This is a genomic window from Gemmatimonadota bacterium, assembly GCA_022560615.1.
GTDB lineage: Bacteria > Gemmatimonadota > Gemmatimonadetes > Longimicrobiales > Gaopeijiaceae > UBA1138.
Genome location: JADFSR010000007.1, coordinates 74,674 through 98,510, shown reverse-complemented (window position 1 = coordinate 98,510; position 23,837 = coordinate 74,674). Strand labels below are relative to the sequence as shown.

Genomic DNA, 23,837 nt, shown 5'->3' with positions numbered 1-23,837 from the left:
AAGTATGGCCAAGAAAGCCTCGTTCGACATCACCACCGGCGTCGATCTGCAGGAGGTCGACAACGCAGTGAACATGGCCAGCAAGGAGATCGCCACTCGGTACGACTTCAAGGGCGCGAGCTGCACGCTCGAGTTCGATCGAGCCGCCGCGGTGGTCCGGCTCGATGCCGACGACGCATACCGGATGGAGGCTCTGCTGGGTGTGCTCCGCGAGAAGCTCGCACGCCGCAAGGTGCCGTTGAAGAACATCGACGAGGGCAAGATCGAGATGGGGTCGCTCGGCCGCGCGCGCATAACCGTCGGGCTCAAGCAGGGGATCGATCAGGAGACCGCGAAGAAGATCTCAAAGGACATCCGGGACCACGGCTTCAAGAAGGTCCAGGTCTCGATTCAGGGCGACGAGCTCCGGGTGACCGCCGGGTCGCGCGACACGCTGCAGGAGGTGATCGCGCTCGTTCGCGCCGGGGACTACGGCATGGAGCTGTCGTTCGGGAACTATCGCTAACGCCCGAACCCGCTCGCGACCTGACCAGCCACGAGACCACGCCGTGTTCAGGTGCGCGCTGTTACAAAGCCCCTACGTCGGTAGGTCGCGATCGGTACGCCGCATGACGGAGCGCGACGGCCCCCTCCCCTGAGCGATGCTTTCTGCCGAGGACGCGAACGTCGCGTTCGCAGGCTCGGAGGGAGAGAAGACGATGGGAACAAGACGGGAGACGCGCCCTAGGCTCGTGGACGACTGGGTCAGTCATCCGCCGGGCGGCGCGACGCTCTGGTGCCAACCCACTCCGCTACCGCGGACGAGCGGTGACGAGGGCGGAGTCGAGCGCGAAACAGCTGCCGCGGACGTTACCCCGGAAGACGAAGCGAGAGATGAAGGTGGTCCGCCGTCCCCACATGGCGGAGCGAGTGAAAGCCCAGTGCCCAGAAGGCCATTTCGACCGCTCGGTTCCTCCATTCCGGACGACCATTCGTTCTGAGGTCGAGCGCGTGAACGAAGCCGTCCTCCTGCTCGAAGTGGAGCGACGCTTCGTTCACGGGCAGGCCCATCGCGTAGTAGTCCTCGACGGAACGCCCCGCGTCGGTGATGACGGCACTCGGATCCACGAGGATCAGCGAGCTGGCGGCGACGCGCAGCAGCGGGTGGATCGCCGCGTACTGCGCCTGGATATCCTCGGACTTCACGTTGGCGCTCGCGACGTAGACGAGCGCGTATCCCGAGTACGCGATCGCGATCGCAATGGCGCCTCTCGTGAGCACCCAACGCATGCCCTTTCCCGCTCCGACCTTCCGGCTGAAGGCCCAGGCGTAGCCCACGAGAAGGAGCGTGGTGACGGTCACCGCCAACGCGAGCGCCGGCCAGGTTCCCAGCGCCCATTCGCGGTACGCGAAAACGCCACCACGTATGAGGACCGCAAACGGAAGGACCGCCAGTACCACGAGGCCCACGGCCCACTTCAGCGTCACGAACGGGAGCCTGCGCAGCCGGCTCCGCCGCGCTTTGCGCTGCCCCGACTGCTTCCGCTCCTCGTCCACCAGGCCGGTCAAATCGCCGTAGTCGATTCGCAGATCGCTCATCGGGACATCAGCCGCCCACTGGTGGCACGGCCTCCATCAGCATCTCGAACGCGGCGTTGAGCGCACGTCCGCCGGAGCGACTCGCGCTGTACTTGCCTAGACGCACGACCACCAGGTCGTGTGTCGGAATGATCGTCGTGCTCTGGCCACCCGCGCCACGCATGCCGAAGGCACTCGTCGGCAGCGGCCAGCCTCCATTGCCGTTCACCCACATGAACGCGCCTCCGTACTGGGGCCTTCCGTCTGTGACCCAGGTGGGCGCGAGTGTGCGCGCATACTCCACGTATCCCTCGGGCAAAATGCGCTCTCCGTTCCACATGCCATCCTGTAGATACAGGTTCGCCAGCCGCGCCCAATCGCGGGCCGGCAAGTACTCGTAGCCTTGGGCCAGGAAGTTGCCATAGGGGTCGGTCTCCAGGATCGCGTCACGGATTCCGATCTTGTCGAAGAGGTTGCGCTGCGGGAACGAGTGGTACTCCTCTCCCCTAGCTTCGACGGCCAAACGGATCAGATAGTTGGTCAGCACCGGATCGCTGTTCCGGTACCGCCCCACCGTATTCGGCTCCCACTCCTGTGGTCGCGTCGCAGCCCACGTGAAGGAGTTCGCCGTCCCGGTGTAGAGGTACACGTGGTCGGGATAGCCGAGCGTCGCGTCGTAGTCGGGGTCCTGCGGCGCCCGGATCCGGATGCCGGACGACATGCGCATGATGTCGCCGATGCGGATCGCCTGACGCGGATCTCCTTCGGACTGCCACTCGGGGACCGGCGCGGACTGCCACAGTTCGTAGACGCCCTGCTGAATGAGCACACCCATCAGCGAGCCGGTCAGGCTCTTGCCCATCGACCAGCTCTCGAGCGGGGTGTGCATGTCGATCCCCTCGCCGTAGCGCTCCCCGAGGATGCGGCCCTTGTAGGTCACGACGAGACCGAGCGTCATCGCCTCCGGAGGTCCGAACCCGACGTCGAGTGCCTGCTCGACTTTCGCCATGTCGACCTCGTCCGGCCACGGCTCGTCGGAGAGCAAGTCGCCCATGGGCCACGGCGTGGTCGCGGCTGGCGGGAGGTTCCGCGCTACGTCGGTCGGCGTGAAGTGGACCGAGTCCTCACCGATCGGCGACGTCACGCAGCCCTGGTTCTTGTACTTCTTCGCGGTGCGGGTGACGCCGTCGGGAAGAGTGAGCGAGACGCGCTGCGACGAGAAGTCGACGACCGTGTCGACGACGTGCGCCCGCTCGCTGAACGGGCTCGTAAAGCCCCCCACGTTGGCTGCCGCGTCTGCCGGATCTAGACCCGTGATGAAGACGGCCGAGCAGAGAATCTTCGCGAAGCCGGATGTGTGGTGGTGCAGGGCCTCCCCGGGCGGAGGACTGTACTCGGTGTCGAGCTCGAGTGCCGTCGCGCGGGCGATCAGTCCCTCGGTGGATCCATCCGAGACGGGCACCTCGGGTGCGTCGGCCGAGTTACAAGCCGCCGATAAGCAAGTAAGCGTGGCGAGCGTCGCGGCCGCGAGCAGAGATTGGCGCATTGGGACCTCCTCGTCGTGACGGTGCGACCGTCAACCTGCGGCGACCCGCGGAGCCAGACAAGCGTTTCGCGCGCACGCTCGACCGCCCGTGGTGAGTCGGCCCCAGAAGCCCTATCATGCGCGCCTGGACCGGCGGCGAGGTCGCCGCAGACCGTACTTCGGAGAGACTCATGATCTCGAGACGCCACTTCCTTGGAGCCTCCGCGGCCGCGGCAGCGGGCGCCGCGCTCACTCAGCCCGAAGCGCTGCTCGGGGCCGAGACTCCTCCGCAGGTTATGCCGCCGTCGATCGCACGCCTGAGCTCGTGGGCGGACCGGGCACACCCCATCACGACCGCGGAGCGGGCGGCTCGAGTCGAGAAGGCCAAGCGCCTCATGCGGGAGCACGGCCTCGACGCGCTCGTGCTCACCGGTGGCACGTCGATGGTCTACTTCACCAACGTGAGCTGGGGCGGCGGAGAACGCCTGTTCACAGTCGTCATCCCCGTGCGCGGCGACGCTTTCGTGGTCTGTCCCGCCTTCGAGGAAGAACGCGCACGGGAACAACTCGCTCTCGGACCCTTGGGCGGCTCCGGCGTCTATACCTGGGAAGAGCACGAGAGCCCCTATGAGCTCGTTGCCCAGGGTCTACGTGACCGCGGCATCACGACCGGCAAGGTCGGTGCGGAAGAGACGATGCAGTTCCGTTTCAGCGACGGCATCGCACGCGCTGCGCCGGCGCTCACGGTCGCAGACGCCACTCCGGTCAGCGCAGGCTGCCGCGGCGTGAAGGACGAGCACGAGCTCGCGCTGATGAAGCTCGCAAACGAGCTGACACTCACGGCCTACAAGGCGGCGTATCTCGCGATGGACGAGGGCATGACCCAGCGCGAGTTCGCCGGACTCGTCTCAATGGCTCACCAGCGACTCGGGTTCGCCGGCGGGGCGGGCGTCCAGACCGGTGAATGGTCCGCGCTCCCTCACGGCTCGATCACGCCTCAGGTCATCCGTGAGGGCACTATCCTGCTCATCGACGGTGGGTGCGCCATCGAGGGCTACCGCTCCGACATCAGCCGGACCTTCGTGCTCGGCACCCCGACCGACAAGATGAAACGCGTCTACGACATCGAGTATCGGGCTCAGACCGCAGCGTTCGAAGCAGCGGCCCCCGGAGTGCCCGCCGAAGATGTCGACGCAGCTGCTCGGAAGGTCATCGAGGACGCCGGATACGGTCCGGGGTACAAATTCTTCACGCACCGCGTCGGCCACGGCATCGGCATGGACGGGCACGAGTGGCCGTATCTCGTGAAGGGCAACAAGGTGCCCCTCGCGGTGGGCAATACGTTCAGTGACGAGCCCGGGATCTACATCCCCGGCGAGTTCGGCGTGCGCCTCGAGGACGACATGGTCATCACCCAGGACGGGGCCGAGCTGTTCACACCCCAGAGTCCGTCGCTCGAAGAGCCGTTCGCGAACTGGGAGCACTGATCTAGGATCCAGCTCAGGGCGATCAAACCTCTCGGACGACGCCCGCTCCCCGGGTGACGTCGGCCACGGCGCCTCGAAACGTGTCCAGTGCGGAGGCCGGGACGCCACACGAGTACCGTACCTCTGCTCCGTACTCCTCGGCTTCGACCGTTACGTCCGACTCTTCCATCAGCCGCTGCAGCGCATCGACGTCCGCGTAGCTGACGGTTACCTCAACGAAGGATCGCTCCACCCTCTCCTCGACGGGCAGGGAATCCAACAAGAGCTTCACCCCGCCCGAGTAGGCCCTGGAGAGCCCCCCAGTGCCGAGCTTCACGCCGCCGAAGTAGCGCGTGCTCACCGAGACGATCTCGCCAACGCCTCCGTGGAGGAGCGCGGTGAGCATAGGGCGCCCGGCCGTGCCGTGTGGCTCACCGTCGTCGCTCATGCCGATGTGGGCCGTGCTGCCGGGAGGACCCGCTACGAAAGCCCAACAGTTGTGAGTAGCGTCGGGAAACTCGTCGCGGACGCGCTGGATGAAGGCGTGCGCAGCGTCCGCGTCGGGAGCATGCGCGCCGGACGTGATGAAACGGCTCCTCTGGATCGTCTGCTCGACGCGGTGGACCCGCGCCGGAATCGCATGTCGAGAGGAGTCGGGCGACAACGCTATCGAGGCCTACCGGCGGCTCACCCCGCCGACATCCGGTCGAGGAATTGGCGTTCCGAGACCGTGAGGCTCGCCGCTCCATCGGCGTCGACCTTGCTCAGCAGGCGCACGACCTCTTCGCGGTTCAGCTCGTGCAGCCCGTCGACTGAGATGCCTTTCCATCGGGCCGCCGCGAGCCGGTCACCCACCATGCCCGTAGGCGTGGCGTTCGGGTTGAACTTCGCCTGGAAGGCGCGCTGCGCCGCCCCCTTGTTCCACTCCGACCACTTCAGGAACCCGAATGCGAAGGCGAGGCCACCGAGGTGGGCGAAGTGCGCCGTGTTCGACCCCGCCGACGGGTTGATGCCCGAGTAGAGCGACGCGATCACGAGGATGGTGGCGAGCAACCACGCCTCCACGGGCAGGATCATCCACAGGTAGATCTTCTCCCGCGGCCAGTACATGGCGAAGCCGAGCAGGACGCCATATACGCCGGCCGACGCACCCACCACCAGCGCCAGGGGCGAAAAGATCAGGCTGAACAGCGCCCCCCCGATTCCGGAGAGGAAATACAGCCAAAGAAATACTTTGGCTCCGAGCCGGTCCTCGAGACGCGGCCCAAAGAAGTACAGCCCGATCATGTTGAAGATCAGATGGCGCATACCGCCGTGCAGGAACATGTAGGTCACCAGTGACCAAGGCCGGATCAATACCTCCGGTGGGTACAGGACCATCATCCGGTACACCATCGGCACCGACGCCGACACGAAGTACATCGCGATGTTCGCGATGAGAAGGCGCTTCACCCACGTGGTCATTGGAAACATGCGACCCTCTACCCCACCCGACCCTCAAAGAGTTTCATTCGCGGCCCGACTTCAGGCTCGCACGAGTCAACCCATCCTTGCCGCGGCCGGCAAAGAATAGCGAATAGAGGACTTCGCCACCGAGGGGTCGAACACCGTATCCCTTTGTCCTGTCCTGACTTAAGGACACTAGAATTCGCAACCGTGGGCCGGCCCATCGCTTGCTGTAGAAGCTGACGGAGAACTGCGCCACTACTCCCGCATCAGATGACGACGAACAAGCTCAGACGTCTGGTCTATTCAACCGGCGCGATCGGCGCTCTCGGGGTGCTCGTATCGATTTCGGCGCTCGACCGAGTCATCGAGGCCACGGCGCGAGGGGACGCGGCGATCGAGGTCGGGATGCCCGCGAACGATGAATCGAGTCGCGCGACCCTCCTTCTCGGACTGTCCGCGACGCTGACGCCGCTGCTGATCTTTCTGAACGTCCTTAGCTTCGCGGTCTCCACTGAGGGCGAGCCGACCCACTACCGGGTCCGGCGCGATAACCGCGAAAAGCAGGCGAAGGACAACCGCGGTGTCTCCACCAAGGGCCGGCCCCGCTCTCAGTTCCCCTCACCCTCACCCTCCTCCCCAGGCTCACCCTCATCCTCATCCTCATCCTCGGCCGGTGCGGTCCAGAACTCGTCGTTGTCCGGGGCCTCCGCGGCGACCTCACGCGAGTAGAGCACCGCGTTGAAGAGCAGCTTGAAGGTACCGAACGGCTGAGCCCGCCACTGTGGCTTCAGACCGAGCAGAACGACCCGGCCGTCTCCGTATTTCACGTCGAGCGCCGCCGCGTACCCCTGCACGTGCTCCTCACCGAGGAAGTATCCGGAGAGGAGTGGTGACCCGTTCTCGGGGTACTTCGCGAGCACGTGCCCGTCGAAGTCCTCTGTGGTCGTGAAGACCGGGCTACCGCCGACGAATACTTTCGAGCGCTCGCTCATGCCGCTCATGACGGGGTGGGAGGGATCCACGAGCAACTCCACGATCGCCCCGCCGGCGAAGTACTCGGCCCGCGGCACGTCCTGGATCACGTTCTCGACCGGCAGATGCAGCTCGTCGATCACGAAACCGCTCGAGCGATTGATCGCGACGAGCGTGCCCCCGCTGCGGACGAACGCGTCGAGCTCCCGCACCCCTTCCGGCCCGATGCCTCCCACGTACCGGGGCGGTACGGAGCCGTTCGCGAACCCGTCGACGATCTGCCCGCCGCGCATGTCGGCGAGCACGATCACGTCGTAGCGGGAGCCCAGGTCGCCCGCTCTCACGTCCGCGCTGTAGAGGCTCGTGAACGGGATGCCGTACATCTCGAGGAGCCAGCGTGTCCAGCCTTCGTCCATGCTCGCGTTCCACGAGCGGTACAGACCGATTCGTGGCTGGCTCACCACCACACCTGCCGAACCGCCGCGCGAGGCACGTAGAGCGTACCGGCTTACGAGAGCATTCTGTGCGTTGCCCGACAGACCGGTGATGATCCAGCGGCCGCTCGAGCCGCCCGCACCCTCGGCCCCCGGGGAGCCAGGCTGAAAGCGGGCGCTGCCCCCGTTCCGCCACACCTCGGCAAGCGCCTTGTACGAGTTGTTCTGCGCAGGGTCGAGGAGCAGGGCCCCGCCGCCACCGGTCGCTACGCCCGGCGGCGGCACGATCGCGCGCGCGACCGGGTGGCTGTCGAAACCCACACCGGGAGGCGTGTCCCACGCCTGCGCATCGCCTGGCGCATCCCACGGCAGCGGGTCTGCGCGTACCTCGGCCATAGCGCTGCGCACCTCGTCACCCAACGGCGTACGAGCCTCGACGACCCTCACGTCGAACTGATATGGCAGCGTCCAGCCGGACACGTCGTACGGCTGTTCCGGGGGGCCCTCCGGATACTCGCGCAGATCGGGATAGTCCTGCACCGCAAAGAGTTGGTGCACGAAGTTCGCGTTCGCCTGGTCCATGACGATGACCCAGGTGCCGGCGGGATGGCTGACGCCGTCCACGGTGACCGAGCTGGAGAGCTGCCTGACGTCGATGCCGTTGAACGCGAGTCGACGCAGCATCTCGACGGCCGCCACGGGGTCGCGCTGGTCTTGGGAGATGAAATAGGCGTACGGGGGGCCGGCCCGGTACTTTTCGATGACGTCTCTGGCCGCCTGGAAGCGGTTGAAGAGCAGGTCGTTCTTGTACTTCGCCGCCACGTCGAGCACCGACACCGAAGCGGTCAGCATGTAGTCGACGGCGTCCCTGATGCGCCACCAGCCGCCCTCCCAGGGACTCGCGTACAGCGACTGCGGACGAAGATCGCGCTGATCCTCCGGGAAGTCGTTGATGGTGTAGAAATGAGGCGTCGCGTAGCGGTACAGACCTGTCTCGGTCATAAACGACGCGATGTTGTGGAAGTTGTTCGCGTGGTCCAAGAAGCCGGGGTACCAGGCGTCGAATCCACTCATGTGCACGGCGCCCTTCTGACCACGCTCCTCGAGCGCCTGCGCCATCGCCATCCCGATCAGGTTGACGGTGCGCCACATGAGAGGATGCACATTCGGGCTGATCGGCTCCGCGAAGGGCGGAATCCAGATGCGCGCCGGGAAGGGAGCCGTCTGGTGGTGGTTGTAGATGATCTGCGGCTCCCAATACCGATCCACGCGCGTCACCACCCGCGACTCGATCTGGTTGATCATGTAGCCGTCGCGGTTGTTGTCGTGCCCGATGTACTTCTGATACAGGAACGGCGTGCCCGCGACCTCGTACGGCGTGCCGAGGTTCTCGTAGTACCAATCCGACACCATCGTCTGGCCGTCCGGGTTGATACTGAACCACAGCACGAGGATGACGTTGTCGAGGATCGCGGCGATCTCCGGATCGTCGTCGCCCGTCACGAGGTCGTATGCGAGCTGTATCGTGTGCTGCGCGTGCGCGACCTCGGTGGCGTGCAGCCCCCCGTCGATGTGCACGATCGCCTTGCCCTCTTCGGCGAGCGCTCGCGCGTCGGCCGCGGTCAGGTCGTCGGTGGGGTACGCGAGCTGGTGCGCGATTTCCCGGTAACGCTCTGCGTTCCTGAGATTCTCGGCCGACGAGATCAGCGCGAGGTGCCACGGACGGCCAAAGCTCGTCCGGCCGATCTCGCGTAACTCGACGCGGTCAGAAGCGGCGGCGAGCCGCTGAAAGTACTCCAGCGATTGCTCGTAGTTGGCCAGCTCGAAATCAGAGCCGACCGAATATCCGAGCACCGACTCAGGCGTGGGGATCTGGGTGGCGATGGGAGCGGGAAGCGCCAGCAGGCACGCACCGGCGACGACAGTTAGGACCCGCATTTGGCTTTCCTGCGCTGAGGTCTCGTTCGAGGAGGCAGCAAAGTGTCCTCTCTGCCCGGGAGAAGCTACCTGCAGCAACCGCCCGCCGTGCACGAATTCGACTGAGCCCCAGCAGCCCGTGGCCGATAGCAGCCGCTACTCGTCCTCCTGGTCGTCCACTTCGTCTTCGTCGTCATCATCCCATTCGTCATCATCCCATTCGTCATCGTCCCAATCTTCGTCGTCCTCACAATCTTCGTCGTCCTCACAATCTTCGCCGTCATCGGGCCGGCCCTCGTGGTCATCCTCATCCGCCTCGAGCCTCCCCGGCGCGACATGCTCTTTGCAGATCACCTCGCTCTCTCCTCGGTCGGTATCTGGTATAGCTTGCGCATTTCGATCTGGAAAGTCACGTGACCGATCCCATGGCCCGCCACGAGCTTTCGAACCTTGTTCAGCACACGACTGTGATCGGTGGGATCATCGATCACGCCGTGCGCCGAGATCGCGACGAAGCCGCTCGTCAGGGTCCACACGTGCACGTCGTGTACTTCGTCGAGACCGTAGATGCCGGCGAGCGATGATGACGGCTTGCTGACGACCTCTGACCACTATCCGGGTCGCCCGGCATGCATACCTTGTCCCGCACCCCAGACGTGCTCGACGTCCCCACACCTATGACGCACTCGCCCAACCCACTGCTCTCGGCCGAGTTCAGGATTCCCTTCCACCTGATCAAGGCGGAGCACGTAGAGTCCGGAATTCGCCAGGCTCTCGCGGCGGCGCAGACCGAGATCGATGCTCTCGCTCGGCAGACCGGCACCGCGACCTGGCAGAACACGATCGAACGCCTCGACGAGATCTCGGAGCGGCTGAGTCGATGCATCGTGCCCGCCAGCCATCTCGTCTCCGTTGTCGAGACCCCCGAATTGCGTGAAGCGTACAACGCGGTGTTGCCCGAGATGTCGGCCTTCTGGTCCAGCCTGCCCCTGAACGCTGCACTGTGGAAGCGAGTCAAGACGTTCGCTGAGACGAGCGAGGCATTCGAGTTGACCGGCACGCGAAAGCGCCACCTGACAAAGACGGTTCGCGACTTCCGCCGAGCGGGAGCCGATCTCGGCGCGGAGGACAAAGAGCGTCTGCAAGAGCTGACGGTCGAGCTCGCCAAGCTGCAACAGAAATTCAGTGAAAACGTGCTCGACGCGACGGCGGCGTACGAGCTCAACATCACGGACGAGGGCCGTCTGGCGGGCGTTCCGGACGCGGCGTTGAGGCGGGCACGGGCGAAGGCCGAGGAAGACGGACTCAGCGGGTGGCTTCTCACGCTCGACTACCCTTCGGTAGAGCCGATCCTCAAGCATTGCCAGGACCGGGAGCTTCGCCTCGAGATCCACAACGCGTTCGTCACGCGATGCCGCGAAGGCGAGTTCGACAATCGACCTCTCCTGGCACGCATCCTGCGGCTGCGCGATGAGGTCGCTGAGATCCTCGGCTACACGAGTTTCCCCGACTACGTACTCGAGGACCGCATGGCCGGGAAGGGTGAGCGCGCCATCGAGTTCGAGCGTGAGCTCGTGGGCCGCACGCGGCCGTATTGGCAGCGCGACGTCGATCAGTTGCGCAGCTTCGCCGCTACGCTGGGCATCGACGAAGTGGAGCCGTGGGACGCCAGCTTCGTGATGGAGAGGCTTCGGAAGTCGCGCTTCGACATCGACGACGAGGTGTTGCGCCCGTACTTCCCACTCGACCAGGTACTCGACGGCCTGTTCGCCGTTGTCCGCCGTACCTTCGGATTCCGGGTCGAGAAGCGTGAGATCGAGGAGCTCTGGCACCCGGACGTTGACTACTACGAGATCTTCGACGAGTCCGACGAGCAGCTGGGGGCGTTCTACACGGACTGGTTCCCACGAAAGGAAAAGCGTCCGGGCGCCTGGATGAACGACTTCATCACGGGCGGGCCTCGAGAGGGCGGTTTTTCGCCACATCTCGGAGCGATCTGTGGAAACTTCACGCCGTCCGATGGCGACGGACCCGCGCTGCTGACGCACCGCGAGGTGGAGACCATCTTCCACGAGTTCGGACACCTCCTGCACCACTGCACGTCTCGGGTGGAGGTTTCGGGCCGCGCGGGCATCCACGTCGCTTGGGACTGGGTGGAGCTACCGAGCCAGCTCATGGAAAACTGGACCTGGGAGCGCGAGGCTCTCGATCTCTTCGCTCGGCACCACGAGAACGGTGATCTCCTGCCTGAAGAGTTGTTCGATCGCATGGTTGCGGCACGCCGCTACATGGGCGGCTGGGCGCAGATGCGGCAATTGTCGCTGGGCACGGTCGACCTAGCGCTGCACAACGAGCTGGCGCCGAAGCTGCGCGCGGACGCGGCCGGTGCCCCCAACGAAGCGGTCGACGAGAACCAGGGTCATGAGGTGATGGCATTCGGGGAGTCCCGTTTCGCGGACTTCGCGGTGCAGCCGCGTTTCGCAGAGCTGCACGGCCTTACCACGTTCACACACCTCTTCGCCGGGGAATATGCGGCCGGCTACTACAGCTACCTCTGGTCCGAGGTCTTGGATGCGGATGCGTTCACGCGCTTCAAACAGGAGGGAGTCTTCAACCGCGAGACCGGACGCAGCTACGTCGACTCCATTCTGAGCCGGGGAGATTCTGCCGATCCCGAGGACCTGTTCCGCGAGTTCATGGGACGCGACCCGGACTCCGGAGCTCTCCTGGAGCGGAACCTCGGTCCCCTGGGCGCTTAGAAACAAGCATGAAAAGACTGACGACGGTCGGAGTCCTCGCGCTCCTCGCGATCGGGGCGGCGGCGTGTGACACCAGCGGCATCGCGTACGGCGACGTGAACACCATCATCGCAGTGATGAGTCCGGAGCTGTGGAGCGAGGTGGAGGACGACGTCTACGGGGCTCTAGAGCCCACCATCCGCACGGTACGTGACGAGAAGACGTTCACAGTCACCTACCAGCAGCCCTTCGCGGAGTTCTGGAGGGATCTGCGGCGCTTCCGCCAGATCCTGCTCGTGGGGAGCGCTACCGATGCGGTAGTGGTCGAGGCGCTGGATCGCGCGCACGAGCGGATCAGCCAACCGGGCGTACATCAGCTCGGCGACGTCTGGGCTCACGGCCAGTCGATCACGCTCGTCTTGCTCCCGGAGGGTGGAGGAGCGGACGATCTGCGTCCACATCTCGCGGACGTGAACGAGCTGCTCGATGGTCAGTACCGCCAGTGGGTGCGCAACCGCATGTATATGTCCGGCGTGGACTCGGCGCTCGCGGACACGCTGCATGCCGAGGCCGGCTTCGCGCTACTGCTTCCCGAGGTGTACCGATGGAGCAGTGCTGATTCGGTCTATGTCTTCCGCAACGACAACCCCGATCCCGCCGAGCTCATCCGGGAGATCGTCGTGACGTGGCGGACACCCATCCCCTCGGACCTGCAACCAGAGGACATCCTCGAGTGGCGGGAGCAGGTCGTCGCCGGCTACTACTCGGAGCCACAGGTGAACGCGCTGGACAACGCACATGCGGAACCCTTTGAGTACCGCGGACGCTACGCGTATCAGATCCATGCCGAGTGGACGAATCCACCCGACCGCGGCTGGCCCGCAGGAGGCCCGTTCATCACGCGCGCGGTGCTGTGCGAGAACCAGAACCGCATGTACCTGATCGATTCTTGGCTCTACGCGCCGGGCAAGAAGAAGTACGAGTATATGATCCAACTCGAGACGATTCTGGACACGTTCCGGTGCGGAGCCGCCTGACGGGTCGACGATGTGGTCGTGCCGCCCAGATCGAGGTCGCGCGATGACCCAAGTGGCCCAAGCCCCTTCATCCTGGTCGCCGCCCGCCCTGCTCAGCCTGTTGGCCGCGCTCTCCCTGCCCCTCGGCGCTGCGGCTCAGAGCGCGAGCACATCAGCGATCCGGGGCACGGTCCGGACTGCGGACGGCGCCGCGGTCGTGGGCGCAGAGGTCCAGTTGACGCTCGAGTCTACGGGGCGCGCGCTACGAACGGCTGACAGGCGCTGACGGGCGCTTCGCGCTCCGACTGCTCCCGCCGGGCGGGCCGTACTTGCTTACGGTTTCGGGACTCGGATTCGGAACGGTTCAGGAGGGGGACATCCGGCTGCGGCTAGGAGAGATCCTCGACCTCGATATCACCGTCCAGCAGCAAGCGATCCCATTGGCGGGGCTGCGCGTCGAACTGGAGCGCGATGCAGTCTTCCGCATACCCCAGATCGGTCCGGCGACCTTCGTCGACCGGAGAACGGTCACGTCGCTGCCGCTCCTTTCGCGGGACCTGACCGAGCTCTCCGTGCTGTCTCCACTCGTAAGGACCTCGGACGGCGGCTTCAGCGTAGCCGGTCAGAACGACCGCTACAACGCGGTCCTCATCGACGGCTCGCTCACGAAGGACGTGTTCGGTCTGACGGCCGCGGGGACGCCCGGCGGACGAGCGGGCGCGCGCTTGATTCCGCTAGAGGCGGTCGCGCAGTACGAGGTTCTCGTCGCGCCGTTCGATACCCGATTCTCCGGTTTCACCGGTGGAGTCATGAACGCCGTGACACACACGGGAACCAACCGATGGGAGGCCGCAGGATTCGCGTATCTGCGCAACCCCGCGCTCACGGGCGACCTGACGGTCCCGGGTTTCACCGTTGAGCCGTCCGGAGTGTCGCGCGACCTGTACGGCTTCAGCCTCGGCGGGCCCCTCATCCGTGACCGGCTCCATCTCTTCGTCGCCGGCGAGCTCGAACAGCGCGGCCAGCCACCGAACGGATTCAATCTTGGCCGGGACAACCCGATCTTGACCCGCGTCAGCCAAAGCACCATCGACTCACTCAGTTTCGCGTTCGGCTCCACGTACGGGCTCGACATCGGTGACGCAAGCGACTATGTCCTGGAGCGGACGCTCGGCAATCTCTTTGCGCGCCTGGATTGGCGGATCAACCCTCAGCACCGGGTCAGTGTACGTCACATCTTCGCCGGTGCGGACGATGACGGGGCGCCCAACCGAACGGCGTTCGAGTCGTACGAACTCTCTTCGAACACCGTCGAGCTCTCATCGCGCAGCTACGCGACCACGTTGCAGGCGCTGTCCACGTTCGGACGGTGGTCGAACGAGGCGCATGCCACAGTGCAAAGGGTCACGGACGCGAGCGCTCCCCTCGCGAACTGGCCGCAGGTCGAGGTTGAGACACACTCGGCCTTCGACGGCATCGGTGTGAATCGAGCGGTGCGCGTCGGGTCCCGCTACTTCAGTCAGGCTGACGACCTGAAGCAGACGATGCTCCAACTCAGCGACAACCTCTCCGCCGAGTGGGGTGACCACACCGTGACGTTCGGCGTCGCGGCAGCGCGCTTTTCGATCGACCAGCTCTACCTGCCCGGCTCCGCAGGCTACTACCGCTTCGGGACGATCACCGACGTCGTGAACAACACGCCGCTCTACTACGAGCGCACTTTGCTCGAGAGCGGCGAGCCGTCACGTGTCGCGTTCGACGTCTGGGAACTGGCAGGGCACGTGCAAGACGAACTGCAGGCGACCCGCAACCTCACGCTCTCGTATGGGCTCAGGCTCGACATACCTGTCATGCCGGTGCGGCCCGACGAGAATATCGAGGTGCAGAGACTCTTCGGGAAAAGCACGAACGTGGTGCCCACGCGACAGTTGCTCTTCAGCCCCAGGGTCGGCTTTCGCTGGCAGAGCGACGGCGACCGCGTAACACAGCTACGCGGTGGCTTGGGACTGTTCGTGGGACGTCCACCTTTTGTGTGGGTGGCCAACGCCTACGCGAACACCCACTTGCGCACGGCGACGCTCGTCTGCGACGGGGGTCCGAACATCGAGGACAACCTAGGCGACAACCGCGCGCCGGCCTTCGACCCCGGTGCGCCCCCCTCGTCTTGCGTGGCAGGCACGCCGGGCTCGCTCCGCCGCACCGTCACTCTCTTCGACGAGAACTTCCAGTTCCCCCAGGACATCAAGGTCTCGCTCGGCATCGATCGGCAGATCACCGACCGCCTGAGCGCGACCGTGGGCTTCATCTTCTCGCGCGCGCTCAATCAGGTCTTCGTCGAGGACATCAACATCGGCCCGGCCGTCGTGGATCAACAGCACCCCGCATACACGCTCGGCTACGGCGGGCGCCCGAACTTCGGGACTCCGAGCGCGCTTGGGTACACACCGACACGGATCAACCCGGAGTTCGCGCAGGTCCTACACGTCACTAACCGCTCCGACGACTACGCATACTCGTTCTTGGGAGAGGTGCGCGGGCAGGTCACGGACCGCATCCGTTTCCAGGCCGGCTACGCGTACGCTCGTTCCTACGATCGGGCGAGCCTCACCTTCAACGACATCCTGTCGAACTTCGGAGCGAACGGCGTGCAGGGTCACCCGAACCGCCCCGAACTGGAGACCTCTCGCTTCGACCGACCCCACAAGGTGGTATTGGCGATCTTCGGGAATCCGATTCCAGGCCTCGACGACTCCGAGCTGTCGCTGCTCTACACGGGAGAATCCGGTCTACCCTACTCCTACGTATACCGCGGCGACGTGAACGGGGACGGCTATCCGGGCTTCGGGCCGGCGTTCGACCGGAACAACGACCTGCTCTACGTGCCGGAGGTGCTGAGCGAGGTGCCGATGATCGGGATCGTCTCGACGACCCTGCTCGGCAGTGCGATCGCGACCGAGCCTTGTCTGGGCGCATACGCGGGCACGACGATGCCGCGCAACGCATGCCGGGCACCATGGCGTAACCGGCTGGACGTGCGCATCTCCCACACAGTGCCGATCGGCCGCACCGACGTCCGCATCGAAGCGGATCTCGTCAACGTGCTCAACTTTCTCGGCTCGGACTGGGGACTCGTACGAGAGGCACCGAACACGATTCCGGTTCTCGAGCTCTATGAGCGGGACCCGTTCACGAATGTGCTGTACGCGAACTGGGCCGGAGGCATCACCACCCGCGTCAACGATCAGGGGGAAATCACTGCCCTGGATCCTATTCGTGAACTCGTCCCCCGAGTCGCAGTGGCAGGCGCAGATCGGTCTGAAGGTGACCTGGAGATAGGGCTCTACTCCTCTCGGCCATTCGCTTCATTCGGAACGGGCCCAAAGTGTCGCCTTGACAACACTTTACAATAAAACCTCGCCCGCAAGGCCCGTCTTTCCCCTCGCCGTCTGGCGCCGACTCCAGCGTGCGCTAGAATACTCTCGTCGCCGTCTCAGCACTCGCCGCCCAGACCCGCTGCATTGAGCTTCGTCCACCTCCATACGCACTCGGAATACTCTCTTCTCGACGGTGCCAACCGCATTGGCGACCTCGTCCGGAGGGCCAAAGAGCTCGAGATGCCTGGCCTGGCCCTCACGGACCACGGCTGCATGTTCGGAGCGTGGACCTTCCACAAGACGGCGAGCAAAGAAGGCATCACGCCCATCGTCGGCATGGAGGCGTATGTCGCCCCGGGTGACCGCCGCGACCGTTCCCGCTCTGGCCAAGGTGAGCGCGCCTACTACCACCTGATCCTGCTGGCTCGTGATCAGGTGGGATACAAGAACCTGGTGAAGCTCTCCTCCATCGGGTATACGGAGGGCTTTTACCACCGTCCAAGGGTCGATCGCGAGGTGCTCGCCAGGTACAGCGAGGGCCTCATCGTCTCGTCCGCGTGCATGGCGAGTGAGGTCGCGCGCCACCTCACGGCGGACAACTGGGACGGCGCGAGGGAGGCGGCAGAGTGGTACGCGAACCTTTTCGACGGGCGCTACTACCTCGAGGTGCAGGCGCACGACTCGGAAGGCCAGGCCGAGCTCAACCAGAACATCTTCAAGCTCGCCGAAGAGCTCGGGCTCCCCGTGGTCGCGACGAACGACGCGCACTTCCTGCGGCCGGAAGACCACGAGGCACACGACATCCTGCTGTGCATCGGGCTCGGAAAGGATCGCGACGATCCCGCGCGCATGCGCTACGACGAGGGCCTCTACTTCAAGAGCGCCGAGGAGATGGCGTCGCGTTTCCCGGACCGCCCGGACGTTATCGAGAACACGCTCAAGATCGCGGACGAAGTCGATCTCAAGTTCGAGAAGACGTACCTCCTCCCTGCATTCCCGCTCCCCGAAGGGCACTCGGACGAGAACGAATTCCTCGAGCACCTCGCGCTCGAAGGCGCGAAACGGCGGTTCGGCGACCCCCTCCCGACCGAAGCGCAGGAGCGCTTCGACTACGAGATGGAGGTCATCAAGGGCACCGGGTACGCCGGCTACTTCCTGATCACCCAAGACTTCATCCGCTGGGCTCGCGATCATGACATTCCGGTCGGGCCCGGCCGCGGGTCTGCCGCCGGCTCACTGGTCGCGTACGCCCTCGGCATCACGAACCTGGATCCTCTCGAGTTCGACCTGCTCTTCGAGCGCTTCTTGAACCCCGAGCGGATCTCGATGCCGGATATCGACATCGACTTCTGCTACGAGCGACGCGGCGAGGTAATCGAGTACACCCGCCAGAAGTACGGCAAGGACGCGGTCGGGCAGATCATCACGTTCGGCACCATGAAGAGCCGCGCGGTCATCCGCGACGTCGGCCGTGCTCTGGGTTTCGAGCCGTCCGAGACGGACCGGATCGCGAAGCTGATCCCGAACCAGCCCGGCCAGGCGTTCACGGTCCAGGAGGCGGTCGACGGCCTCAAAGAGGTGAAGGACTTCTACAACCTCGACGAACGCCACAAGCAGCTCTTCGACTACTCGATCACGCTCGAAGGGCTGGCGCGCCACGCGTCGGTGCACGCGGCCGGCGTCGTCATCGCCCCGGGCCCGATCGACGATTACGTGCCCGTCTCCGTGCCGACCGGGAAGAACGGCGGGAACGGTGACGACGCGATGGTCGTCACGCAGTACGACATGAACTGCCTCGATGACGTGGGCATGCTCAAGATGGACTTCCTCGGCTTGAGGACTCTCACCGTCATCCACGACGCCGTGGTGATGCTGAAGGCGAAGCACGGCAAGCTCGAGAATCCGGACACCGGCGACGTCTACGACACCATCGACGACATCCCGCTCGACGACCCCGCCGTGTACAAGATGCTGGCCCGCGGCGGCAACTCCGGCGTCTTCCAGTTCGAGTCGAATCTCGCGAACGACAAGCTGCGCGCGATGAAGTGCGACCGCTTCGAGGATCTCATCGCCACAAACGCGCTCATCCGGCCGGGGCCACTCGACTCGGGCATGACGGACGTCTTCATCGACAGGAAGCTCGGGCGCAAGGACGTCACCTACCCGCATCCGGATCTCGAGAAGGTCCTGGAGCCGACGTACGGCGTCATCGTGTATCAGGAACAGGTGATGCGCATCGCTTCCGAGCTCGCCGGCTTCACGCTCGGCGAAGCGGACGTACTCCGGAAAGCGGTCGGTAAGAAGATCGCCTCGCTCATCAAAGAGGAGCTCGGCAAGTTCGTCGAGCGCGCCGTCGCGCGCGGGGTCGATAAGCGTATCGCGTTAGAACTCTCCAGCCAGATCGAGACGTTCGGCAGATACGGCTTCAACCGAAGTCATTCTGCGGCATACTCGCTCGTCTCCTACCAAACCGCGTGGCTGAAGGCACACCACCCGGCCGAGTTCATGGCGGCACTGCTCTCGTCGGTGCTCGACAATACCGACAGCGTCGTGAAGTACATCAGCGCGTGTCGCGACCTGCCACGCTACCTTCCGAAGCTCGAGGAGGCGCTGGAGGTCCTGCCTCCGGACGTGAACGAGTCGGGGTGGAAGTTCACCGTGACCGAGGCTGGCAAGATCCGCTTCGGGCTCGGTGCGGTGCGCGGTGTAGGACAAAGCGCGGCGCACTCGGTGCTCGACGCGCGCCAACACGGGCGCTTTACGTCGCTCTTCGACTTCCTGGAGCGCATCGATATCCGCGCGCTGAACAAGCGAGCCTGCGAGGCGCTCATCGCAGCGGGCGCCCTCGACGACTTCGGCCACCGCTCGCAGCTACTTGCGGGGCTCGACGCCTCGTACGGAGAAGTCCAGGTCCGCCAGGCGGAGATCGAGGCTGGGCAGGCATCTCTCTTCGGGGACGCGTCCGAACTTCCCAGCTCCGCGCCAAGCCTACCCAACATTCCCGAGTGGTCGGAGCCAGACCGCCTCGCGCGGGAGAAGGCGGCGCTGGGCTTCTTCATCTCGGGCCACCCGCTCGACCGTTTTCGGGAGGTGGTGCGCGCGTTCGAGCCGGTCTCGACGGCTTCTCTGCAGGATCAACTCGGGCAGCCGGTCGACCTGCCGTGCGTGGTCACGTCGGTCAGCCGGCAGATCTCCCGGCGCGACAACTCGGAGTGGGGGAAGATCACCGTGGAGGACTTCCACGGAACCGCCACGGTGCTCGCCTTCCGCGACGTGTGGCAGACGTACAAGGAGGTCCTCGTCCAGGATGCCGTGCTCCTCCTCTCCGGCAAGGTGAGCGGGCGGGAGCGCGACGAAGAGGATCCACCAATCTTCCTCGACTCCGCGCGGCTCCTCGAGCAGGTCACGGACGCCGGCGAGCTCGCCGTGCAGATCGAGTTGGAGCTGGGGTCCGACGTCGCGGTGGAGGCATTCGAACGGGCGAAGCAGGTTCTCATGGAACACCCTGGCCCCTCGCCGGTCTGGGTCCTGGTGGGCAGCGACAACGGTGAGCCCGCCCCGCGGCTACGGTCGCGCTCGCTTCGCGTGGCCCCGAACGCAGAGACGCTAGAGGCGCTGCAGAAGCTGTTCGGGCGCGGAAATGTTCGGTTGGTCAGGACGGTCCGGTCATGACCAGGGACGAGATTCTCTCCGCACTCGGTATCGGAGAAGTGAACCCCGGTGGATTCGCCGGCGAATGGGTAGGATCCGGGCCGGATCTCGAGGTCTACTCGCCCATCGATGGCTCCCGCCTCGCGACGGTTCAGCAGGTCACCGAGCACGAGTACGACGTGATCGTCGACGAGGCATACGCGGCATTCCTCGAGTGGCGCAAAGTGCCGGCTCCGAGGCGCGGAGAGATCGTACGCCAGCTCGGCAACAAGCTGCGCGAGAAAAAGCAGACGCTCGGCGAGCTCGTCACCCTCGAGATGGGAAAGATCAAAGCTGAGGGTCAGGGCGAGGTCCAGGAGATGATCGACATCTGCGACTTCGCGGTGGGTCTCTCCCGTCAGCTCTATGGCCTCACCATGACGAGCGAACGGCCCGACCACCACATGCGCGAGCAGTGGCATCCGCTCGGGGTCGTCGGGGTGATCAGCGCATTCAACTTCCCCGTGGCGGTGTGGAGCTGGAACGCGGCGCTCGCGGCCGTGTGCGGTGACTCCACGGTGTGGAAGCCGGCTTCGGGCACGCCCCTCACTGCGATCGCGGTCACGAAGATCGCCGCCGAAGTGTGCGTGGAAAACGACGTCGATCCTGCGATCTTCTCGCTCACGGTCGGCAAGGGCTCGACGGTGGGCGACCGACTCCTCCACGACAAACGCATCCCGCTCGTCTCAGCGACAGGTTCGTGCGCCGTCGGCAAGCGCGTGGGCGAGGTGGTCGGGAAGCGACTCGGGCGCACAATCCTCGAGCTCGGCGGCAACAACGCCATCATCGTGACGGCGCATGCGAACTTGGATCTCGCGCTGCCGGCGATCCTCTTCGGCTCGGTCGGCACGGCGGGCCAGCGCTGCACCAGCACGCGTCGAATCATCGTGCACCGCTCGGTTCGCGACGAGCTCGTCACCCGCCTCGTGAACGCGTACGAGGGTGTAAGAATCGGCAACCCACTCCATGACGACACGCTCATGGGCCCCCTCGTCAACGCGCAGGCCGTCGACGACCTCCTGGCGGCACGTCAGAAGGTCCAGGATGAGGGGGGCGAGATCCTTTACGGCGGCGAGTGCCTAGAGGGCGACGAATACCCGGGCGGGTTGTATGTCACGCCTTGCATCGCAGCGGCGCAGAACCAGTACCAGATCGTTCAGGACGAGACGTTCGCGCCCATCCTCTACATCATCGAGTACGGCTCGGCCGACGTGACACCGGCCGAGGCAGTCGCACAAATGGACGAGGCACTCGATATGCACAACGACGTTCCGCAGGGGCTCTCCTCCTCGATCTTCACGGACAACTTCCGCGAGGCCGAGTATTTCCTCTCGCACCGTGGCTCGGACTGCGGCATCGCCAACGTGAACATCGGCACCTCAGGTGCCGAGATCGGTGGCGCGTTCGGTGGTGAGAAGGAGACCGGTGGTGGACGTGAGTCCGGCTCGGACGCGTGGAAAGCGTACATGCGTCGGCAGACGAATACGGTGAATTGGAGCACCGAGCTGCCGCTGGCCCAAGGCATATCGTTCGACGTGGGCTAGTGTGTAGCCCTGTCCCGAGAGCTCATCTTGCGCTGCGACACGCCCCACTGCAACATAATCGGTTGCGCAATGTAATCAGTTGCGCAACAATATGCCTTGCATATATGTTCCCCCATGAGCACCGCCATACCTGCCCGTCGTCCCCCCGACGAACGGCTGTCCATAGAGCGAGCGCGCTCCGCTTGGCATTTACAGGTATGCCGGGCTGGGCTGGGATCTGATCGAGCGGTCGCGGCTATTCTCGATGTCTCTCCGTCTCAGATTTCTCGCTGGCGGCGGGGCCAGGTCCCCGACCCCGACAACTCGGATCGCCTGGCGGGCCTGTCTTTAGTGGTGGAGATGCTCGATCGCTGGCTCGAGCAGGAGGCTGTAGAGGGCTGGCTCAGCGGGTCCAACGCCCATCTCCAGGACCGAGCTCCCGCCTTCCTGATTCGGCGAGGGCATGTGGCGGACGTCATCGGCGCCATCGAGGCGGAGAAGGCTGGTGTCTACGCCTGACAGGACCCAGTTGGAGCTGTGGCGGGTCTTCCCCTGGGACGCGTCAGCCAAGAGCGGCGCCCGCTTCTCTCCCTCCCATGTGCCGGCGCCGACCGGGCGTGGCCGGTTCGATCTTCCCAGGGAGCTTTCCCACGTGCTCTACCTCGCCGAGTCCCCGGAGCATGCGGTGGCTGAGATGATCCAGCCGTGGCGTGGAAAACGAATCGGAACGGCGCACCTCGTACGAGCGATGCTCCCGTTGGCGCTGGTTCGCGTCGCCGTGGACATCTCCGGCACCTCCATCGCGGATCTGTGCGATCCTGAGGTCCTCTTGAGGACCGGTGTCGCCCCTGATCGCTCCGCGTCTCGGCGCCGGGACGCGACGCAACCTCTGGCTCGACGTGTGTGGGATGGGGGATTTGCCGGTCTGCGCTGGTGGTCGAGCTTTTGGGGTGATTGGCACACCTGCACCCTCTTCACCGCGCGTGCGGCAGCCGGCATTTCCTTCGACGAGCCCGAGCGCTTGGCGATGACTCACGCAGCCGTGACCGGGGCCGCCGAGTGGCTCGGCATCGAGCTGGCGGGCTGAGGCGCAGCCACACAGGAGGTCGTGGCGCCTGAGATCCTGCGCGCCGCCGTTGCGGGAAACTGGTCGTCGGCCTGAGGGTAACGCTGTATTGGGCACGCACTGAATCCGGCCAGATGGCGGTTCGCCGGGTATCCTAGGTTGGGAGTTACTCATCACAGGGATGTCGCCCATGGCCAACACCCATTCCAGCCCTCATCCCAGCCGCTCGCAGGCGCTCGAATCGTGCGTCGAGGATGAGGTCCTCGAATGGTACCGCATGAGCCCGGATGAACGGTGGGTGGCGAGTAGCCACCTGTGGGCCACATTCCGCACACTAGGAGGTAGTCTTGAGCCCGAACCCGACCTCCAAAGCCCTTTCGACGATGCGGGAGCACGGCGTTCAGGCGCTCCTGATGGGCGGCCAAGCGTGCGTGCTCTACGGCGCAGCGGAGTTTAGTCGGGACACCGATTTCGCGGTACTGGCCTCACCGGAGAACCTTGCCTGTCTTCAAAGCGCCATGGGCCATCTCAACGCTGCGGTGATTGCGGTGCCGCCGTTCGATATCAGCTATCTCGAACGTGGTCACGCAGTTCATTTTCGGAGCCAACACCCCGAGGCGATGGGTCTGCGCATCGATGTGATGACGCGGATGCGCGGCGTCGACGAGTTCGACGTGCTGTGGAATCGGCGTACCACTTTCGACCTAACCGGGCTCGGCGCGGTCGAGACTTTGGCGCTCGAGGATCTTGTTGCTTCGAAGAAAACGCAACGTGACAAGGACTGGCCGATGCTGCGCCGGCTCGTTGAGGCGCACTACCATCAGAACTACGCGTCGCCCACCCCGCCGCAGATCGAGTTCTGGTTTAGAGAACTCCGTACTCCGGAGATCCTGGTAGAGAGCGCCGCCAGGTTCCCTGACGAGATCCGCGACCTGGCGTCCGAGCGCCCCCTCCTGCATGAGGTTCTCTCTGGCGACCTCGATCACATCCGTGCTCAACTCAACGCGGAGGAGGTTCTCGTACGCACGCTGGATCGCGCGTACTGGGCGCCACTAAAGGCCGAACTCGAAGAGCTCGGCGGAGTAGGTCGCGCTGAGGCGTACGGCTGAA

At 64.9% G+C, this 23,837-nt stretch carries 18 protein-coding genes; 11 read left to right on the top strand and 7 right to left on the bottom strand.

Annotated features, from left to right (window positions below; all coding sequences use genetic code 11):
* The first annotated feature begins 4 nt into the window (after positions 1–4).
* Positions 5–505, top strand: coding sequence for a YajQ family cyclic di-GMP-binding protein (locus tag IIB36_06640; GenBank protein ID MCH7531431.1), 501 nt, complete (start codon positions 5–7; stop codon positions 503–505).
* A gap of 344 nt (positions 506–849) precedes the next feature.
* Here the strand turns inward: IIB36_06640 and IIB36_06635 are convergent, their stop codons facing one another.
* Both IIB36_06635 and IIB36_06630 read right to left on the bottom strand, forming a co-directional pair.
* Positions 850–1,578 (bottom strand): hypothetical protein, encoded by a 729-nt coding sequence (locus IIB36_06635; GenBank protein ID MCH7531430.1) that lies wholly within the window; start codon positions 1,576–1,578, stop codon positions 850–852.
* A 7-nt stretch (positions 1,579–1,585) separates the two neighbouring features.
* Positions 1,586–3,103 carry a serine hydrolase gene (locus IIB36_06630; protein MCH7531429.1) on the bottom strand — a complete coding sequence of 506 codons (1,518 nt, stop codon included), beginning with the start codon at positions 3,101–3,103 and terminating at the stop codon, positions 1,586–1,588.
* A gap of 170 nt (positions 3,104–3,273) precedes the next feature.
* Between IIB36_06630 and IIB36_06625 the strand changes: the two genes are divergently transcribed.
* Positions 3,274–4,569 carry an aminopeptidase P family protein gene (locus tag IIB36_06625; GenBank protein ID MCH7531428.1) on the top strand — a complete coding sequence of 432 codons (1,296 nt, stop codon included), beginning with the start codon at positions 3,274–3,276 and terminating at the stop codon, positions 4,567–4,569.
* Between the two features lie 22 nt (positions 4,570–4,591).
* Here the strand turns inward: IIB36_06625 and IIB36_06620 are convergent, their stop codons facing one another.
* The 5 genes from IIB36_06620 to IIB36_06600 form a co-directional block, all read right to left on the bottom strand.
* Positions 4,592–5,212: a YigZ family protein gene (locus IIB36_06620; GenBank protein ID MCH7531427.1), complete on the bottom strand. Its 621-nt coding sequence runs from the start codon at positions 5,210–5,212 to the stop codon at positions 4,592–4,594.
* Between the two features lie 23 nt (positions 5,213–5,235).
* A complete protein-coding gene (locus IIB36_06615) occupies positions 5,236–6,021 on the bottom strand; it encodes a rhomboid family intramembrane serine protease (protein MCH7531426.1) in 786 nt (261 codons plus the stop codon).
* A 584-nt stretch (positions 6,022–6,605) separates the two neighbouring features.
* Positions 6,606–9,341 (bottom strand): hypothetical protein, encoded by a 2,736-nt coding sequence (locus tag IIB36_06610; protein MCH7531425.1) that lies wholly within the window; start codon positions 9,339–9,341, stop codon positions 6,606–6,608.
* Between the two features lie 135 nt (positions 9,342–9,476).
* Positions 9,477–9,674, bottom strand: a complete 198-nt coding sequence (locus tag IIB36_06605) for a hypothetical protein (GenBank protein ID MCH7531424.1) — start codon at positions 9,672–9,674, stop codon at positions 9,477–9,479.
* Positions 9,671–9,856: a hypothetical protein gene (locus IIB36_06600; protein ID MCH7531423.1), complete on the bottom strand. Its 186-nt coding sequence runs from the start codon at positions 9,854–9,856 to the stop codon at positions 9,671–9,673. The genes IIB36_06605 and IIB36_06600 overlap by 4 nt, the downstream gene beginning before the upstream one ends.
* A gap of 141 nt (positions 9,857–9,997) precedes the next feature.
* Here IIB36_06600 and IIB36_06595 point away from each other — a divergent pair, with 141 nt between their 5' ends.
* The 9 genes from IIB36_06595 to IIB36_06555 all read left to right on the top strand — a co-directional run bounded on the left by IIB36_06595 (position 9,998) and on the right by IIB36_06555 (position 23,836).
* Positions 9,998–12,079 (top strand): M3 family metallopeptidase, encoded by a 2,082-nt coding sequence (locus IIB36_06595; protein MCH7531422.1) that lies wholly within the window; start codon positions 9,998–10,000, stop codon positions 12,077–12,079.
* A gap of 8 nt (positions 12,080–12,087) precedes the next feature.
* On the top strand, positions 12,088–13,095 hold the full coding sequence (locus IIB36_06590) for a DUF4837 family protein (protein ID MCH7531421.1): 1,008 nt from the start codon (positions 12,088–12,090) through the stop codon (positions 13,093–13,095).
* A 43-nt stretch (positions 13,096–13,138) separates the two neighbouring features.
* Positions 13,139–13,360 carry a hypothetical protein gene (locus IIB36_06585; GenBank protein ID MCH7531420.1) on the top strand — a complete coding sequence of 74 codons (222 nt, stop codon included), beginning with the start codon at positions 13,139–13,141 and terminating at the stop codon, positions 13,358–13,360.
* Positions 13,347–16,484, top strand: a complete 3,138-nt coding sequence (locus IIB36_06580) for a hypothetical protein (protein MCH7531419.1) — start codon at positions 13,347–13,349, stop codon at positions 16,482–16,484. Before IIB36_06585 ends, IIB36_06580 begins: the two co-directional genes overlap by 14 nt.
* Before the next feature lie 108 nt (positions 16,485–16,592).
* Positions 16,593–20,120: a DNA polymerase III subunit alpha gene (gene dnaE, locus IIB36_06575; protein MCH7531418.1), complete on the top strand. Its 3,528-nt coding sequence runs from the start codon at positions 16,593–16,595 to the stop codon at positions 20,118–20,120.
* A complete protein-coding gene (locus IIB36_06570) occupies positions 20,117–21,682 on the top strand; it encodes an aldehyde dehydrogenase family protein (protein ID MCH7531417.1) in 1,566 nt (521 codons plus the stop codon). Before dnaE ends, IIB36_06570 begins: the two co-directional genes overlap by 4 nt.
* 339 nt (positions 21,683–22,021) lie before the next feature.
* Positions 22,022–22,180: a hypothetical protein gene (locus IIB36_06565; protein ID MCH7531416.1), complete on the top strand. Its 159-nt coding sequence runs from the start codon at positions 22,022–22,024 to the stop codon at positions 22,178–22,180.
* Complete coding sequence (locus IIB36_06560) at positions 22,167–22,748, top strand: RES family NAD+ phosphorylase (protein MCH7531415.1); 582 nt, start codon at positions 22,167–22,169, stop codon at positions 22,746–22,748. Before IIB36_06565 ends, IIB36_06560 begins: the two co-directional genes overlap by 14 nt.
* Positions 22,749–23,074: 326 nt before the next feature.
* Positions 23,075–23,836, top strand: a complete 762-nt coding sequence (locus IIB36_06555) for a hypothetical protein (GenBank protein MCH7531414.1) — start codon at positions 23,075–23,077, stop codon at positions 23,834–23,836.
* The last annotated feature ends 1 nt before the right edge of the window (position 23,837 follow it).

Bases quoted from the DNA above. Each gene is read 5' to 3' on its own strand.
- IIB36_06640 (MCH7531431.1), top strand. From the start codon at position 5: ATGGCCAAGAAAGCCTCGTTCGACATCACCACCGGCGTCGATCTGCAG.
- IIB36_06635 (MCH7531430.1), bottom strand. From the start codon at position 1,578: ATGAGCGATCTGCGAATCGACTACGGCGATTTGACCGGCCTGGTGGAC.
- IIB36_06630 (MCH7531429.1), bottom strand. From the start codon at position 3,103: ATGCGCCAATCTCTGCTCGCGGCCGCGACGCTCGCCACGCTTACTTGC.
- IIB36_06625 (MCH7531428.1), top strand. From the start codon at position 3,274: ATGATCTCGAGACGCCACTTCCTTGGAGCCTCCGCGGCCGCGGCAGCG.
- IIB36_06615 (MCH7531426.1), bottom strand. From the start codon at position 6,021: ATGTTTCCAATGACCACGTGGGTGAAGCGCCTTCTCATCGCGAACATC.
- IIB36_06610 (MCH7531425.1), bottom strand. From the start codon at position 9,341: ATGCGGGTCCTAACTGTCGTCGCCGGTGCGTGCCTGCTGGCGCTTCCC.
- IIB36_06595 (MCH7531422.1), top strand. From the start codon at position 9,998: ATGACGCACTCGCCCAACCCACTGCTCTCGGCCGAGTTCAGGATTCCC.
- IIB36_06590 (MCH7531421.1), top strand. From the start codon at position 12,088: ATGAAAAGACTGACGACGGTCGGAGTCCTCGCGCTCCTCGCGATCGGG.
- IIB36_06585 (MCH7531420.1), top strand. From the start codon at position 13,139: ATGACCCAAGTGGCCCAAGCCCCTTCATCCTGGTCGCCGCCCGCCCTG.
- IIB36_06570 (MCH7531417.1), top strand. From the start codon at position 20,117: ATGACCAGGGACGAGATTCTCTCCGCACTCGGTATCGGAGAAGTGAAC.
- IIB36_06565 (MCH7531416.1), top strand. From the start codon at position 22,022: ATGCTCGATCGCTGGCTCGAGCAGGAGGCTGTAGAGGGCTGGCTCAGC.